The 12,410-nt window shown below is 72.6% G+C and carries 15 protein-coding genes; 11 read left to right on the forward strand and 4 right to left on the reverse strand.

Going from position 1 to position 12,410, the window contains the following annotated elements; genetic code table 11:
• Window positions 1-21: 21 nt before the first annotated feature.
• Window positions 22-660 carry an SDR family NAD(P)-dependent oxidoreductase gene (locus tag AB0H12_RS28385; RefSeq protein WP_499626854.1) on the reverse strand — a complete coding sequence of 213 codons (639 nt, stop codon included), beginning with the start codon at window positions 658-660 and terminating at the stop codon, window positions 22-24.
• A 167-nt stretch (window positions 661-827) separates the two neighbouring features.
• Between AB0H12_RS28385 and rpe the strand changes: the two genes are divergently transcribed.
• From rpe to AB0H12_RS28425, 8 genes are all read left to right on the forward strand, one after another.
• Entirely contained in the window at window positions 828-1,478 is a 651-nt protein-coding gene (rpe, locus tag AB0H12_RS28390; protein WP_499626960.1) for a ribulose-phosphate 3-epimerase, read from the forward strand.
• Between the two features lie 14 nt (window positions 1,479-1,492).
• Window positions 1,493-2,488 carry a bifunctional diaminohydroxyphosphoribosylaminopyrimidine deaminase/5-amino-6-(5-phosphoribosylamino)uracil reductase RibD gene (ribD, locus tag AB0H12_RS28395; RefSeq protein ID WP_499626961.1) on the forward strand — a complete coding sequence of 332 codons (996 nt, stop codon included), beginning with the start codon at window positions 1,493-1,495 and terminating at the stop codon, window positions 2,486-2,488.
• A gap of 9 nt (window positions 2,489-2,497) precedes the next feature.
• Window positions 2,498-3,136, forward strand: coding sequence for a riboflavin synthase (locus AB0H12_RS28400; RefSeq protein WP_230569176.1), 639 nt, complete (start codon window positions 2,498-2,500; stop codon window positions 3,134-3,136).
• Window positions 3,133-4,407 carry a bifunctional 3,4-dihydroxy-2-butanone-4-phosphate synthase/GTP cyclohydrolase II gene (locus tag AB0H12_RS28405; RefSeq protein WP_499626856.1) on the forward strand — a complete coding sequence of 425 codons (1,275 nt, stop codon included), beginning with the start codon at window positions 3,133-3,135 and terminating at the stop codon, window positions 4,405-4,407. The genes AB0H12_RS28400 and AB0H12_RS28405 overlap by 4 nt, the downstream gene beginning before the upstream one ends.
• Window positions 4,404-4,883: a 6,7-dimethyl-8-ribityllumazine synthase gene (ribH, locus tag AB0H12_RS28410; protein WP_499626858.1), complete on the forward strand. Its 480-nt coding sequence runs from the start codon at window positions 4,404-4,406 to the stop codon at window positions 4,881-4,883. Before AB0H12_RS28405 ends, ribH begins: the two co-directional genes overlap by 4 nt.
• Before the next feature lie 8 nt (window positions 4,884-4,891).
• On the forward strand, window positions 4,892-5,329 hold the full coding sequence (locus tag AB0H12_RS28415; RefSeq protein ID WP_372470622.1) for a PH domain-containing protein: 438 nt from the start codon (window positions 4,892-4,894) through the stop codon (window positions 5,327-5,329).
• A gap of 230 nt (window positions 5,330-5,559) precedes the next feature.
• A complete protein-coding gene (locus AB0H12_RS28420) occupies window positions 5,560-6,897 on the forward strand; it encodes a M28 family peptidase (RefSeq protein ID WP_499626860.1) in 1,338 nt (445 codons plus the stop codon).
• A 13-nt stretch (window positions 6,898-6,910) separates the two neighbouring features.
• Entirely contained in the window at window positions 6,911-7,546 is a 636-nt protein-coding gene (locus AB0H12_RS28425; protein WP_499626862.1) for a DUF7919 family protein, read from the forward strand.
• Window positions 7,547-7,549: 3 nt separating this feature from the next.
• Here the strand turns inward: AB0H12_RS28425 and AB0H12_RS28430 are convergent, their stop codons facing one another.
• From AB0H12_RS28430 to AB0H12_RS28440, 3 genes are read right to left on the reverse strand one after another with little or no spacing between them, the layout of a single operon-like run.
• Complete coding sequence (locus tag AB0H12_RS28430; RefSeq protein ID WP_499626864.1) at window positions 7,550-8,503, reverse strand: helix-turn-helix transcriptional regulator; 954 nt, start codon at window positions 8,501-8,503, stop codon at window positions 7,550-7,552.
• Window positions 8,504-8,547: 44 nt separating this feature from the next.
• The gene (locus AB0H12_RS28435; RefSeq protein WP_499626866.1) at window positions 8,548-9,030 is read right to left on the reverse strand and encodes a hypothetical protein; all 483 of its coding nucleotides are present in this window, start codon (window positions 9,028-9,030) and stop codon (window positions 8,548-8,550) included.
• A gap of 2 nt (window positions 9,031-9,032) precedes the next feature.
• Window positions 9,033-10,589 carry a helix-turn-helix domain-containing protein gene (locus AB0H12_RS28440; protein ID WP_499626868.1) on the reverse strand — a complete coding sequence of 519 codons (1,557 nt, stop codon included), beginning with the start codon at window positions 10,587-10,589 and terminating at the stop codon, window positions 9,033-9,035.
• A 275-nt stretch (window positions 10,590-10,864) separates the two neighbouring features.
• Between AB0H12_RS28440 and AB0H12_RS28445 the strand changes: the two genes are divergently transcribed.
• The 3 genes from AB0H12_RS28445 to AB0H12_RS28455 all read left to right on the forward strand — a co-directional run bounded on the left by AB0H12_RS28445 (window position 10,865) and on the right by AB0H12_RS28455 (window position 12,352).
• Window positions 10,865-11,356, forward strand: coding sequence for a hypothetical protein (locus AB0H12_RS28445; RefSeq protein WP_073894610.1), 492 nt, complete (start codon window positions 10,865-10,867; stop codon window positions 11,354-11,356).
• A 14-nt stretch (window positions 11,357-11,370) separates the two neighbouring features.
• Window positions 11,371-11,781, forward strand: a complete 411-nt coding sequence (locus tag AB0H12_RS28450; protein ID WP_499626870.1) for a Rieske (2Fe-2S) protein — start codon at window positions 11,371-11,373, stop codon at window positions 11,779-11,781.
• A gap of 100 nt (window positions 11,782-11,881) precedes the next feature.
• A complete protein-coding gene (locus AB0H12_RS28455; RefSeq protein WP_499626872.1) occupies window positions 11,882-12,352 on the forward strand; it encodes a Rieske (2Fe-2S) protein in 471 nt (156 codons plus the stop codon).
• Window positions 12,353-12,410: the final 58 nt, after the last annotated feature.

Raw genomic sequence — 12,410 nt, forward strand, 5'->3', positions numbered from 1 at the left:
GTTGGGGTGGGTTGGGTCTGGTCAGGCGCCGACGGCGTTGGAGATGGGGGAGGGGTCGGCGAGGAGGAACCTGACTTCGTCGGCGACTCGGCGGACGTCGGCGGGGGCGACTACCGCGCAGTGGACGCCGTGTGGTGCTACTTCCACGGCCAGGCACTCTGTGTAGGCGATGGCTGCGGCGCGTGACGCGGCGTAGGCGGCGATGCCCGATCTCGGCACGGCGATCACGTGGGCGGGGACCATGATGATCGTTCCCCGGCCCCGGTCGACCATTCTGGTGGCGACGGCGCGAGAGACGTTGAACACGCCGTCCACGTTGACCGCGAAGCAGTGCGACCAGTCGTCGTCGGTGATCGAGAGGGCCGGGCCGGGGCGCAGCGCGCCCGCCGTGGCGACCAGGGCGTCGATGGCGCCGAACTCCCGTTCCACCTGGTCGACGAGGGCGTCCACGGCCGCGCTGGACGTGACGTCGATCTGCCTGCCGGCGATTCGCAGGCCCTGTGCGTGGAGGCGTTCGACCAGGTCGGCGAGTCTCGCGCCGTCGCTGTCGACGGCCGCGACCAGCGCGCCCTGCCTGGCCAGCGACTCGATCACCTCGGCGCCGAGCGGTGAACAGGCCCCGGTGATCAGTGCGATCTTGTGTCGGAATTCGGCATTCATCCCCAGTGCTCCCCAGTTGCTGCCCCCCGGTGTGCACGTTATGGCAGGCACAGCGGCTAGGGAACTACCCGCGTGAGTAGTCGGAAAAGCGGAGGGTGAAATGCGGCTCCCGGCCAGGTCCGGGCAATCGCGGAAGCCTAGACTCGGCACCCGTGGTCCACCAGCCGATGATCGCCCCGAGCATCCTGTCCGCCGATTTCGCCCGACTCGCCGACGAGGCCGCCGCCGTGCCGTCGGCCGACTGGCTGCACGTGGACGTCATGGACGCGCACTTCGTGCCCAACCTGACCATCGGGCTGCCGGTGGTGAAGTCGTTGCGCAGGGCGACCGACCTGCCGCTCGACTGCCACCTGATGATCGACGACCCGGATCGCTGGGCCATCGGGTACGCGGAGGCGGGCGCGTACAACGTGACCGTGCACGTGGAGGCGGCCGGTGATCCGGTGGCGTTGGCGAAGGACCTGCGTGCGGCGGGTGCGAAGGCCGGGTTGTCGTTGAAGCCGGGCACGGCGCTGGAGCCGTGGGTGGACGTGCTGAAGCACTACGACACGTTGCTGATCATGTCGGTGGAGCCGGGGTTCGGCGGGCAGTCGTTCATGGGTGAGGTGTTGGACAAGGTGCGCGTGGCGCGCCGGTTGGTCGACACCGGGCACCTCCGGTTGGTGGTCGAGATCGACGGTGGCATCAACGCCGACACCATCGAGCAGGCGGCCGAGGCCGGCGTGGACTGCTTCGTGGCCGGGTCGGCGGTGTACGACGCGGCCGATCCCGGTGCGGCGCTGGAGCGGCTGCGCGAGCAGGCGGCGCGCGCACGGTGAACGTGGACGAGGCGATGGCGCTGGCCGTCGCGGCGAGCGAGCGGGTGCGGGGCACGACCAGTCCGAACCCGCCGGTGGGTTGTGTGATCTTGGACGCGGACGGGCAGGTGGTCGGCGTCGGCGCCACCCGGCCGCCGGGTGGCGCGCACGCCGAGGTGGTGGCGTTGGCGGAGGCGGGTGAGTCGGCCCGTGGCGGCACGGCGGTGGTGACGTTGGAGCCGTGCGCTCACCACGGGCGGACGCCGCCGTGCACCGGGGCGTTGCTCGCGGCCGGGGTGGCGCGGGTGGTGTTCGCGGTGGCGGATCCCAATCCGAAGGCGGCCGGTGGGGCCGCCGTGCTGCGGGAGGCGGGGGTCCGGGTCGAGGAGGGGGTGGCCGGCGAGGCCGTGCGGCGGGGGCCGTTGCGGGCCTGGTTGCACTACGCGCGGACCGGGCGACCCCACGTGACCTGGAAGTACGCCGCCAGTCTCGATGGCCGGGTGGCGGCCGGCGACGGCACGAGCCGGTGGATCAGCTCGGCGGAGTCGCGGGCCGAGGTGCACGAGTTCCGGGCGGTGGTGGACGCGATCGTGGTGGGTACCGGCACGGTCCGCACCGATGACCCGAGATTGACCGCGCGGACCGCGCGTCCGGGGCAGGATGGGGTCGGGCAGCCGTTGCGGGTCGTCGTCGGGAAGGGCGACCTGCCGCCGGGGGCCCGTGTGCTGGACGACGAGGCGGAGACGATGCACCTGCGGACGCACGACCCGGACGTTGTGCTCGGCGCGTTGGCAGCGCGGGGCGTGGTCGACGTGCTGCTGGAGGGCGGGCCTACGCTGGCGGGTGCGTTCGTGGCGGCCGACCGCGTCGACCGCGTGCTCGCCTACCTCGCCCCGAAGTTCCTGGGCGACGGTCCGCAGGCGCTGCGGGACGCGGGGGTGTCGACCGTCACCGACGCTGTGGGATTGGTCGTGGAGCAGGTCAGTATGTGCGGGCCGGACGTGCGGGTCTCCGCAGTCCCCGCGCGTTGAGGAGGAACGGTGTTCACCGGGATCGTCGAGGAGTTGGGTGAGGTCGTCGCCGTCGCCGACCTGCCGGACGCGGCCCGCGTCACCATCGCGGGTCCGTTGGTGACCAGCGACGCGAAGCACGGCGATTCGATAGCGGTCAACGGTGTGTGCCTCACCGTGGTGGACGTCGCCGACGGCGCGTTCACCGCGGACGTGATGCGCGAGACGCTGACCCGCAGCAGCCTGGCCAAGATCGCCGGGGGCGACCGGGTCAACCTGGAGCGCGCCGCCGCCGTCGGCCAGCGCCTGGGCGGCCACATCGTGCAGGGCCACGTCGACGGCACCGGGGTGGTGCTGGCCAGGGAGAAGGCCGAGCACTGGGAGGTCGTGCACATCGGCCTGCCGCCCGCCCTGGCCCGCTACGTGGTGGAGAAGGGCTCGATCACCGTCGACGGCGTGTCGCTGACCGTGGTGTCGGTCTCCGCCGTCGACGAGGCGACCGCCGGGTTCAGCCACGAGTTCACGGTGAGCCTGATCCCGACCACGTTGGAGCTCACCACCCTCGGCCGGCGGGCGCCGGGCGACCACGTCAACCTGGAGGTGGACGTGATCGCGAAGTACGTCGAGCGGCTCGCGCTGCCCCACCTGCGCGCCGAGGAGGCCCGGTGAACGACTTCGCCGACATCGAGCGGGCCATCGCGGACATGGCCGCGGGCAGGCCCGTCGTCGTCGTGGACGACGAGGACCGCGAGAACGAGGGCGACCTCATCTTCGCGGCGGAGAAGGCCACGCCGGAGCTGCTGGCGTTCATGGTCCGCTACACGTCCGGGTACGTGTGCGTGTCGCTGACCGAGAGCGACTGCGACCGGCTGGACCTGCCGCCGATGTACCACACGAACCAGGACCAGCGCGGCACCGCGTACACCGTGACCGTGGACGCCCGGGAGGGCATCTCCACCGGCATCTCGGCGGCGGACCGGGCGCACACGATCCGGTTGCTGGCCGACCCGGACGCCACGGCCAAGGACTTCAACCGGCCGGGTCACGTGGTGCCGCTGCGCGCGCGTGACGGTGGCGTGCTGCGCCGTGCCGGGCACACCGAGGCCGCCGTCGACCTGGCCCGGATGGCCGGGCTGTCGCCCGTGGGCGTGCTCTGCGAGATCGTGTCGCAGAAGGACGAGGGCGACATGGCCCGCCGCGACGAGCTGGCGGTGTTCGCCTCCGACCACGACCTGGCGCTCGTCACGATCGCCGACCTGATCGCCTACCGGCGGCGGATGGAGGTCCAGGTCGAGCGGGTCGCCGAGGCGCGCATCCCGACCGCGCACGGCACGTTCACGGCGGTCGGCTACGACAGCAAGCTCGACGGCATCGAGCACATCGCGATGGTCTACGGCGAGATCGGCGACGGCGAGGACGTGCTGGTCCGGGTGCACTCGGAGTGCCTGACCGGCGACGTGTTCGGCTCGCTGCGCTGTGACTGCGGCCCGCAGCTGGACGCGGCGCTGGAGGCGGTGGCCGCGCAGGGGCGCGGCGTCGTGCTCTACATGCGCGGGCACGAGGGCCGCGGCATCGGCCTGATGCACAAGCTGCAGGCGTACCAGCTGCAGGACCGGGGCGCGGACACGGTGGACGCGAACCTCGGGCTCGGGCTGCCCGCCGACGCGCGCGACTACGGCACCGGCGCGCAGATCCTGTCCTCGCTGGGGATCAAGTCGATGCGGCTGCTGACCAACAACCCGGCCAAGCGGGTGGGGCTGGAGGGCTACGGGCTGACCGTGCTCGACCGGGTGGCGCTGCCGATCTCGCCCAACCCGGAGAACCTGCGGTACCTGCGCACCAAGCGCGACCGGATGGGGCACGAGCTGCACCAGCTCGAGCAGTACGAGGCGCTGGCCCAGGGCGGCGCGGTGGTGTCCACCACGGAGGGAGCGGAATGAGCGGCGAAGGGCGACCCGAGGACGTCGTCCCCGACGCGGCGGGGCTGACGCTGGGCGTCGTGGCCACGCGGTGGCACACGAAGATCACCGACAACCTGGTCGAGCGGGCGTTGGCGGCGGCGGCGAAGGCCGGTGTCGCGTCGCCGACGGTGGTGCGGGTGGCGGGCGCGGTGGAGCTGCCGGTGGTGGCGCAGGAACTGGCCCGCACGCACGACGCGGTGGTGGCGCTGGGTGTGGTGATCCGGGGCGGCACGCCGCACTTCGAGTACGTGTGCGACGCCGTGACCGCCGGGCTGACCCGGGTCGCGCTGGACTCGTCGACGCCGATCGGCAACGGCGTGCTGACCACCAACGACGAGGACCAGGCGCTGGCCCGCGCCGGGTTCCCGAACTCGGTGGAGGACAAGGGCTTCGAGGCGTGCGTGGCGGCGTTGGACACGGCGGTCGTGCTGCGCGGGCTGCGAGCGGGCTCGTGAGGACCGCCGTGGCCGTCGACGTGGTCGAGTTCCGCCCGAAGAAGATCCGCGTGGTCGCCTGGGCCAGCGCGGTGTTCCTGGTCGCGGTGTTCACCGTGGTCGGGTTGCTGCTGGGCGACACGCCGACCGGCGTGATCTTCCGGACGTCCGACCAGGTGGCGATGATCTTCCTGGGTGTGCTGCTGGCGTGCGGCATGTTGCTGCTGACCAGGCCGCGCGTGCGTGCCGACGCCGAGGGCGTCGAGGTGCGCAACGTGGTGACGGCGCACCGCTTCAGCTGGCCGGAGGTGCTGCACGTGTCGTTCCCGGACGGCGCGTCGTGGGCCCGCCTGGAGCTGCCGGACGACGAGTACGTGTCGATCATGGCCGTCCAGGCGGTGGACCGGGACCACGCCGTCGCCGCCGTCCGCGCCCTCCGCGACCTGCACAAAGCCGCCACCCGCTGACCAGCGCCCGCGCGTGTCGAACGCCCAGAACGCGTGAGTCCTACGTTCAGGACCCGAGAGTCCTACGTTCAGGACCCCCGAGTTCAACGCTCGCGTATCTCGTCCGGTGCGCTGGCGTAAGCGCTGATCGTCGTGGTTCCGTTGGACGAGGCGTGTCCTCCGACAGGACTCTTGTAGGGGGTCGGACCCCTGCCTAGGTTCGGGTGATCTACGAGCTTGGGGGTCCGCACATGCGCAGACGTTCACTCCTGACCGGTGCCGCGGCCGTGGCCGGCGCGGTGACGCTCGGCCTGAACCCGGCGGCACGGGCGCAGCGGCCCGGCGCGTCCGAGCAGCCCGACCTGTTCCTCGGCGACTACCCGGTGGTGGGTCGGGTGCGGGCGCGCAAGGCGATGGAGCACCTGCGGGTGCTCAGCGAGCGGATCGGCCAGCGCATCGGCGGCACGGAGTCCGAGCACCGGGCCCGCGACTACCTCGCGTCCGTGCTGCGCGACCTGCGCTACCAGGTGACGTTGCAGCCGTTCACCGTGCCGGACAAGTACCTGTCCACGCTGACCGTCGGGTCGGACACCTGGAACGCGGGCGCCTCCCGCTTCGGCGCGCTGGGCGTGACCGCGAGCGGCCCGGTGGTGGACCTGGACACCGGCGCGTCCCTGCCCGCGGACCTGACCGGGAAGGTCGCGCTGCTGGTGAACGTGCCGACCGGCTCCACGGCGGTGCTGGACGCGGCACGGCTGGGCGCGGCGGCCGTGCTGGTCGGCCGGGTGTCGACGCCGCCGGCGGGCAAGACCGGCGCGTTCTCCCCGACGTTGACCGCGAACGTCACCGTGCCGGTGCTGGGCATCGCCCAGGTGCACGTGGAGCGGCTGCGGGTGGCGGGCGCCGTCGCGGTGACCGTTTCCACCACCCACCTCGCGGGCCTGACCTCGTACAACGTCATCGCCGAACGACCCGCGACGTTCCCCGGCCGGGACAACGGCGTGGTCATGGTGACCGCGCACTACGACAGCGTGCCCGGCTCGCCCGGCGCGAACGACGACGGCAGCGGCACGGTGCTGACCCTCGAACTGGCCCGCGTGCTGCGCTACCTGCCGACGCACAAGGCGCTGCGGTTCGTGCTGTGGGGTTCGGAGGAGCAGGGCCTGCTCGGCTCCCGCTACTACGTGAACCAGCTGGCCGACGCGGACGCGGCGCGCATCGCGGGCGTGTTCCAGAACGACATGGTCGCCACGAGCCACGGCCCGGCCACCGCGTACTGGCTGCTCTCGGTGGACGGCGGCGACAACGCCACCACCGCCCAGGTCGCCGCCGCCGCGGCACGGCTGGGTTACGGCGCGCAGGTGCACGGCCCGGTGCCGCGCGGCAGCAGCGACCACGTGCCGTTCCACGAGCGTAAGATCGCGGCGGCGAACTTCAGCTGGCGCGGCGAGGGCGGCCCGCACGAGCTGGAGCCGCTCTACCACACGCCCGAGGACACGATCGCGCAGAACGTGAGCCCGGACCGCCTGCAGATCTCGCTGGAGCTGATCGGCGCCGCCGCCTACCGCTTGGCCTGCACGCGCGGGTGAACGACGGGACGACATGACGACGTACGAAGACCTGACGCCCTACGCGTACTGGAGCGGGGAGACGGCACCGACGGTCAACGTCGGGTGGTTGGGCCGGGAGTCGCGGTTCGAGGTCGGCGAACCGGAACCCGGCCTGGTCGAGGCGCTGGCGGTGCTGGTCCGGTACCACCTCGTCCACGTCACGCGCGGGTGGCACGGCTGTGAGCTGTGCGGACCGGGAGCCGCGTACCCGGTGCGGGAGCCGTTCGAGGAGGACCTGCTCACGCTGGGCAGCGCGGAGATCCGCGTTCCCGGTCCGGACGGCGTCGTCTACGCGGCGCCGAACCTGGTGTACCACTACGTCGTACGGCACCACTACCGCCCGCCGGCGGGGTTCGTCCCGTGCGTGCTGGCGGAGGCCGAGGCCCGTACCCGCGCTTGGGGGGAGGCCAAGCGATCCCTGCCCGTCGGCACGTCCGTGCAAGTGCAGGACGACGGCTACGCGGTGTGGGGCCTGTCGCCCGACCTGGACGACTTCCTCCGCCTGGACGCCACCTCACCGGACGAGCTGTACGCGTCGGACGTCGACCACGTCACGGTCGACACCGTCGTCGCCAAGCACGTCGAGGACCGTCGGGAGATCGTCCTGCGGTTCCCGGGCACGGCGTAGGCGTCACGGACCGGCGGCGCGGAGCAGGCGCTCGGCGGTGGCCCGGAGGTGCTGCCTCAGCTCCTCCGGGCCCTCCACCTCGAAGTCGACGCCGATCATCGCGATCCACGGGCCGACGTCCTCCAACGCCGACGCGCCGACCGTCAGCCGGGTCCGCTCGTCGTCGATCCGCTCCAGGTCGATCGGGCCGTACGAGGTGCGCGCCGCGATCACGTCGTACGGCGCGTGCATGATCAGCCGGGCCACGTGCTGGTGCGGCGCGACGGACAACTGCCGCGCCACGTACGACGCCAGGTCCTCCGCCGGCGGCTCGCGCGGCGTGAAGCGGGCGCCCGGGGACGGCTCCCCCTCGATCCGGTCCACCCGGAACGTCCGCCAGTCCGCCTTGTCGACGTCCCACGCCACCAGGTACCACCGCCGCCCGGTGTGCGCCAGGCCCAGCGGCTCCACGTGGCGGCGGGTGTCGCCGTCGCGCCCGGCGTAGGGGAACCGCAGCCGCTGGTGGTCGCGGCACGCGATGGCGATGGCGGTCAAAGTGCCCGCGTCGACCTGCGCCCCGCGCGTCGGCAACGCGACGGTGTGCGCCTGGAGCGCGTTCACCCGCCGCCGCAGCCGGGACGGCAGCACCTGCTCCAGCTTGGCCAACGCGCGCACGGACGTTTCCTCGATGCCCGCCACGCTGCCGTTGGCCGCCGTGCGCAACCCCACGGCGACCGCCACGGCCTCGTCGTCGTCCAGCAACAACGGCGGCAACTCGGCGCCCGCGCCCAGCTGGTAACCGCCCGACACGCCCGGCGCGGCGTTGACCGGGTAGCCGAGGGTGCGCAGCTTGTCGACGTCGCGCCGCACGGTCCGGACGTCGACGCCGAGGCGTCGCGCGAGGTCCGCTCCGGTCCAGTCGCGGCGCACCTGCAACAACGACAGCAGCTTGAGCAGACGGGCCGAGGTCTCCAGCATGAGCCGCAGTCTGCCGGCCAACGCGGACAGCTCCTGTCCGCGTCCTAACCGCGTCGCGCGCCCTCCGGCCACACGACCACCACCGGCACGCCCGACGCGCGCGCCGTCTCCACGACGTCCGCCGTGCCGCCGCGCCCGTCCGGCGGCTGCCCGTCCCACACCGCGATCAGCAGCTCCACCGACGCGAGCATCCGCTCGTTCGCCATCACGTACGCGTGCCGTCCCGACAGCTCGTTGGGCAGCACGCTCACCACGTGGGCCTGTGCCAGCAGCTCGTCGTAGTCGGCCCGCTTCTCCGGTTTCAGCTTCTCCCGGTAGTCCATCGCGGGCAGCACGACCTCGACCCGGCCGCCCAGCTCCAGCACCACCCGCGCGAACAGCTGGTCCGCGCCCGGCGCCAGGCAGGTCACCCCGACCAGGGATGACCCGCCCGACGCCTCGGCCTCCAACGCCACGCGGATGGCCTCTCGCACGGCGTCGACGCAATCGGGCGCCAGCTTGCTGTGCCCGGTGATCCCCACCCGCATCACTAGGCCGTCCGGACCCCGCGGATCGCCTCACGGGTGTCGCGCACGACGGCCAGGTCGCGGTGCCGCTCGGCCTCCTTGGCGAAGTCCTGCAGCTTGCGCACCACCCGCCCGGACGCCAGGCCGGCCGCCGTCGGCAGCACCTGCTGGATCAGCCCGCACGCCTCCTCGGGCTCGCCCGACACCATCTTCGTGCGGGCCAACCCGATGACGTCGAACGCCCGGTTGCGCACCCTCGCCGGGTCGCGCAGGTCGAGCGCACGCCGGATGTGCTGCTCCGCCATCGGCGCCTGCTTCGGGTCGTGCCCGGCCAGGTCCCTCATGCGGGCGCCGATCACGCCTTCCAGCTCCGCCTCGTCGAACGAGTCCAGCCACCACGGGTCCGAACCGGGCCGCCGCTGCGCGAAGCTGTCCTGCGCCTGCCCGACCGCCCGGTGGAACTCCCGCACCCGACCCATCTGCGCGTAGGCCCACGCCTCACGGGTCAGCAGGAGCGCCTGCAACGTCGGGGTGGCGTTGCGCCGCGTGCCGTACTGGCCCAGCTGGACCAGCTCTAAACCGTCCTCGGGCCGGCCGAGGTCGAACATCTGCCTGGCCATCGCCGCCAGGCACAGGGCGGCGAACGGGTCGTTGCGCCCGGCCTTCGCCATGCGGACCCCGAGCACGTAGTACCGCTGCGCGGCGTCGTGCATGCCCGCGTCCCACGACATGCTCGCCGCCACCTTGGACAGCTCGGCCCCGATGAAGAAGGCCCGTTCCGTGGTCGGGCCCGCCGGCGCCCGCGACAACCGCTCGGCCAGTTCCTCCAACTGCCCGAGCACCGCCTTGCGCGCCAACCCGTACCCGCCTCGGCCACCCCACCCGCGCAGCCCGTCGGCGACGCGCTGCAACGCCGCCAGCTCCTCCTCGCTGATCGCCGCGCTGGACGACCACTTGGACAGGGGCTGCAAGGGGTGGAGCCATTTCTGCAACGGTTCGACCAGTGCGGGACCCATCGCCACCGCGGCGGCTCCGGTGAGCGCCGCTCGTCTGCTGATCGCCAAGTCGTTCCTCGCCGTCTCCTCGACCGATCTGGCAATGCTCGACGCGTCCCACGCCGCGGCGAGCACATCGGGCGGGGCGCCGCGATCGGCGTCCGCCTGGCTTGGGATTCCGACGCGGTCGAACCACAGCCGGTCGGCCGGCACGCCGAGCGCCCGCGCGAAGTGGCGCAGCCGGTCGATCCGGTCGATCGGGTTCTCACCGGTCTCGTACCGCGAGAGCTGCGCCTGGGAGATCCCCAGCCAGGACGCCATGCGGTCTTGGGTGACGCGACTGACGTGCCGGGGGTGGTGCCGGTAGGCGGCGAGGAGGGCGCCCATGTTCCGGTCGGAGAACGCGGCGGCCATCACCTCGTGGTCCCAGAAGTCCCCGGGTACCTCGGGTGGTCCGTAGAGCTCGGTCCGCGCGTTGCGGCGACAACGCTGGCAGAGCCGGTCGGTGTTGTCGGCGGCGATCAGCGCCCCGCACGTCGGGCATGCGCGCCTGGTACTGGCTGCTCTTCGAGCTTTCCGTTCCATGGCTCGCTCCCGTCACTGAGCGTGCTCACCAGTGTATAGAGATGTGATCAGGAGTCCATGCATTTCCTGCATAAGGCGGGGTGGGCCCCTGGTCGGAGGCCCCGTTACGCCGGGTGGTGGATAAGGGCGATTCGTCCGGTGCATGGATCCGACCCGATAACGGTGTGGTGAAACGTCCGGATCGGGCCGACGCTGCGTGGTGTGCCAGTGCCGGGACGACCCCCGCGGCCCGCGCACGCCGCCCACTCCACCCGACCGGGGAGGGACCTCCGCCGATGAGCATCACCGCCGCCACCACCGCCGACAACGGCCCGCGATACGGACCACGCGACCGCGCGCACCAGCAGGCACTCGGTGAGGCGATCGCGGGTTACCGGCTGCTGGGCTGGAAGGTCTCCGTCACCGAGCAGGGCGTCTTCCTGCCGCTCGGACCCGCCACCACGGCCCTGGCCATGCCCGCCCGCATCGGCTCGCGCGTCCTGGCCGACCTCAAGGCCCGGATGCTCGCCGGTCCGGTCACCGTCATCCCCGGCCCGCGGGAGCACTGGATCTTCCTCGCCGAGCTGGTCGCCCTGCTGCCCACGCACCTGAAGGCGCCGGCCGAGGTCCAGTTCGTCCGCTCGCCGCAGCGCATCGCGCTGCCGCCGACGATGACCCGGTACGGGTCGCTGAGGTGGGCGAACCCGCCGTCGCACTCGCGGCACTGGTTCCCGCCGTTCACGGCGGTGCTGGCGCTGGCCCGGACGGCGGTGGCGAAGGACCAGTAGGCGAAGATGGGCGGGTGGACCGACGGACGCTGCTGTGCGGACTGCTCGCCCTGACCGCCGGCGTGCCCCTGACCTCCTGCGGCTCGGGCGCGCCGACGCGTCGGCCCGGCGTCGGCTCGGCCCGCGCGGGTGACCGCGTGGCCGGGCTCGCCGACCTCCCGGTGGGCTCCGGCGCGCTGGTCGACGTCGGAGGCGACGGCCAGTTGCTGCTGGTCAGGCCGTCGGAGTCGGAGGTGCGGGCGTTCAACCCGGCCTGCCCGCACCAGGGCACGACGGTGAACCCGCCCGCCGGCGGCACGATCAGCTGTCCCACGCACCGCTCCGCGTTCGACCCGACGACCGGGGCGGTGCTGTCCGGCCCGTCACCGCGGGGGTTGGCGGAGGTCGCGGTGGCGGTGTCCGGGCCGGACGTGTTGCTTTCCTGAAGAAGCCGTCCCAAGGGCTGGGGTGTTGAACCCAGCTTCACGTGGTGTCGTATTGCCTGTGTGGCCGAACGACCACCCACCACGTAGCAAAGGACCTGCTTTGAGTTCAACGGAGAAGACAGGGCTGTCCCGTCGCTCGGTGCTGTGCGGCGTGCTGGTCGCGCTGGCGGTGCCGGGCGGCCTGGCCGCGTGCAGCAGCGGTTCCACCCCGGGCGGCACCACCCCGACCGGTGGCGGCACGACGCCCGGCGGTGGCGGCACCACCCCGTCCGGGCCGCCGATCATCGCGGCGCTGGCCGACGTGCCCGACGGCGGCGGCCTGATCGCGGGCAACCCGACCGACAGCAAGCCGCTCGTGCTGGTCCGCACCGGTGAGACGGTCAAGGCCTACTACGCCACCTGCCCGCACCAGGGGACCGCCGTGTCGCCGCCCGAGGGCGGCGTGATCACCTGCCCGAACCACGGCAGCACGTTCAACGCCTCGGACGGCCAGGTGACCAAGGGCCCGGCCACCACGGGCCTGAAGGAGGTCCCGGTGAAGGTCGAGGCCGGCCAGATCGTGCCGGCCTGAAACCCCGCGAGGGCGGGCGAGGTCGACTTCCAGGCGACCTCGCCCGCGACGCGTGAGG

Origin of the sequence: Actinosynnema sp. NPDC023794 (assembly GCF_040639675.1) — a bacterium.
GTDB lineage: Bacteria > Actinomycetota > Actinomycetes > Mycobacteriales > Pseudonocardiaceae > Actinosynnema > Actinosynnema luteola.

What these genes read in the sequence shown, in the direction of transcription:
- AB0H12_RS28445 (WP_073894610.1), top strand. Translation starts at nt 10,865, where the DNA reads ATGAGCATCACCGCCGCCACCACCGCCGACAACGGCCCGCGATACGGA.
- ribD (WP_499626961.1), top strand. Translation starts at nt 1,493, where the DNA reads ATGGCGCTGGCCGTCGCGGCGAGCGAGCGGGTGCGGGGCACGACCAGT.
- AB0H12_RS28430 (WP_499626864.1), bottom strand. Translation starts at nt 8,503, where the DNA reads ATGCTGGAGACCTCGGCCCGTCTGCTCAAGCTGCTGTCGTTGTTGCAG.
- AB0H12_RS28385 (WP_499626854.1), bottom strand. Translation starts at nt 660, where the DNA reads ATGAATGCCGAATTCCGACACAAGATCGCACTGATCACCGGGGCCTGT.
- AB0H12_RS28440 (WP_499626868.1), bottom strand. Translation starts at nt 10,589, where the DNA reads ATGGAACGGAAAGCTCGAAGAGCAGCCAGTACCAGGCGCGCATGCCCG.
- AB0H12_RS28435 (WP_499626866.1), bottom strand. Translation starts at nt 9,030, where the DNA reads ATGCGGGTGGGGATCACCGGGCACAGCAAGCTGGCGCCCGATTGCGTC.
- AB0H12_RS28425 (WP_499626862.1), top strand. Translation starts at nt 6,911, where the DNA reads ATGACGACGTACGAAGACCTGACGCCCTACGCGTACTGGAGCGGGGAG.
- rpe (WP_499626960.1), top strand. Translation starts at nt 828, where the DNA reads ATGATCGCCCCGAGCATCCTGTCCGCCGATTTCGCCCGACTCGCCGAC.
- ribH (WP_499626858.1), top strand. Translation starts at nt 4,404, where the DNA reads ATGAGCGGCGAAGGGCGACCCGAGGACGTCGTCCCCGACGCGGCGGGG.
- AB0H12_RS28420 (WP_499626860.1), top strand. Translation starts at nt 5,560, where the DNA reads ATGCGCAGACGTTCACTCCTGACCGGTGCCGCGGCCGTGGCCGGCGCG.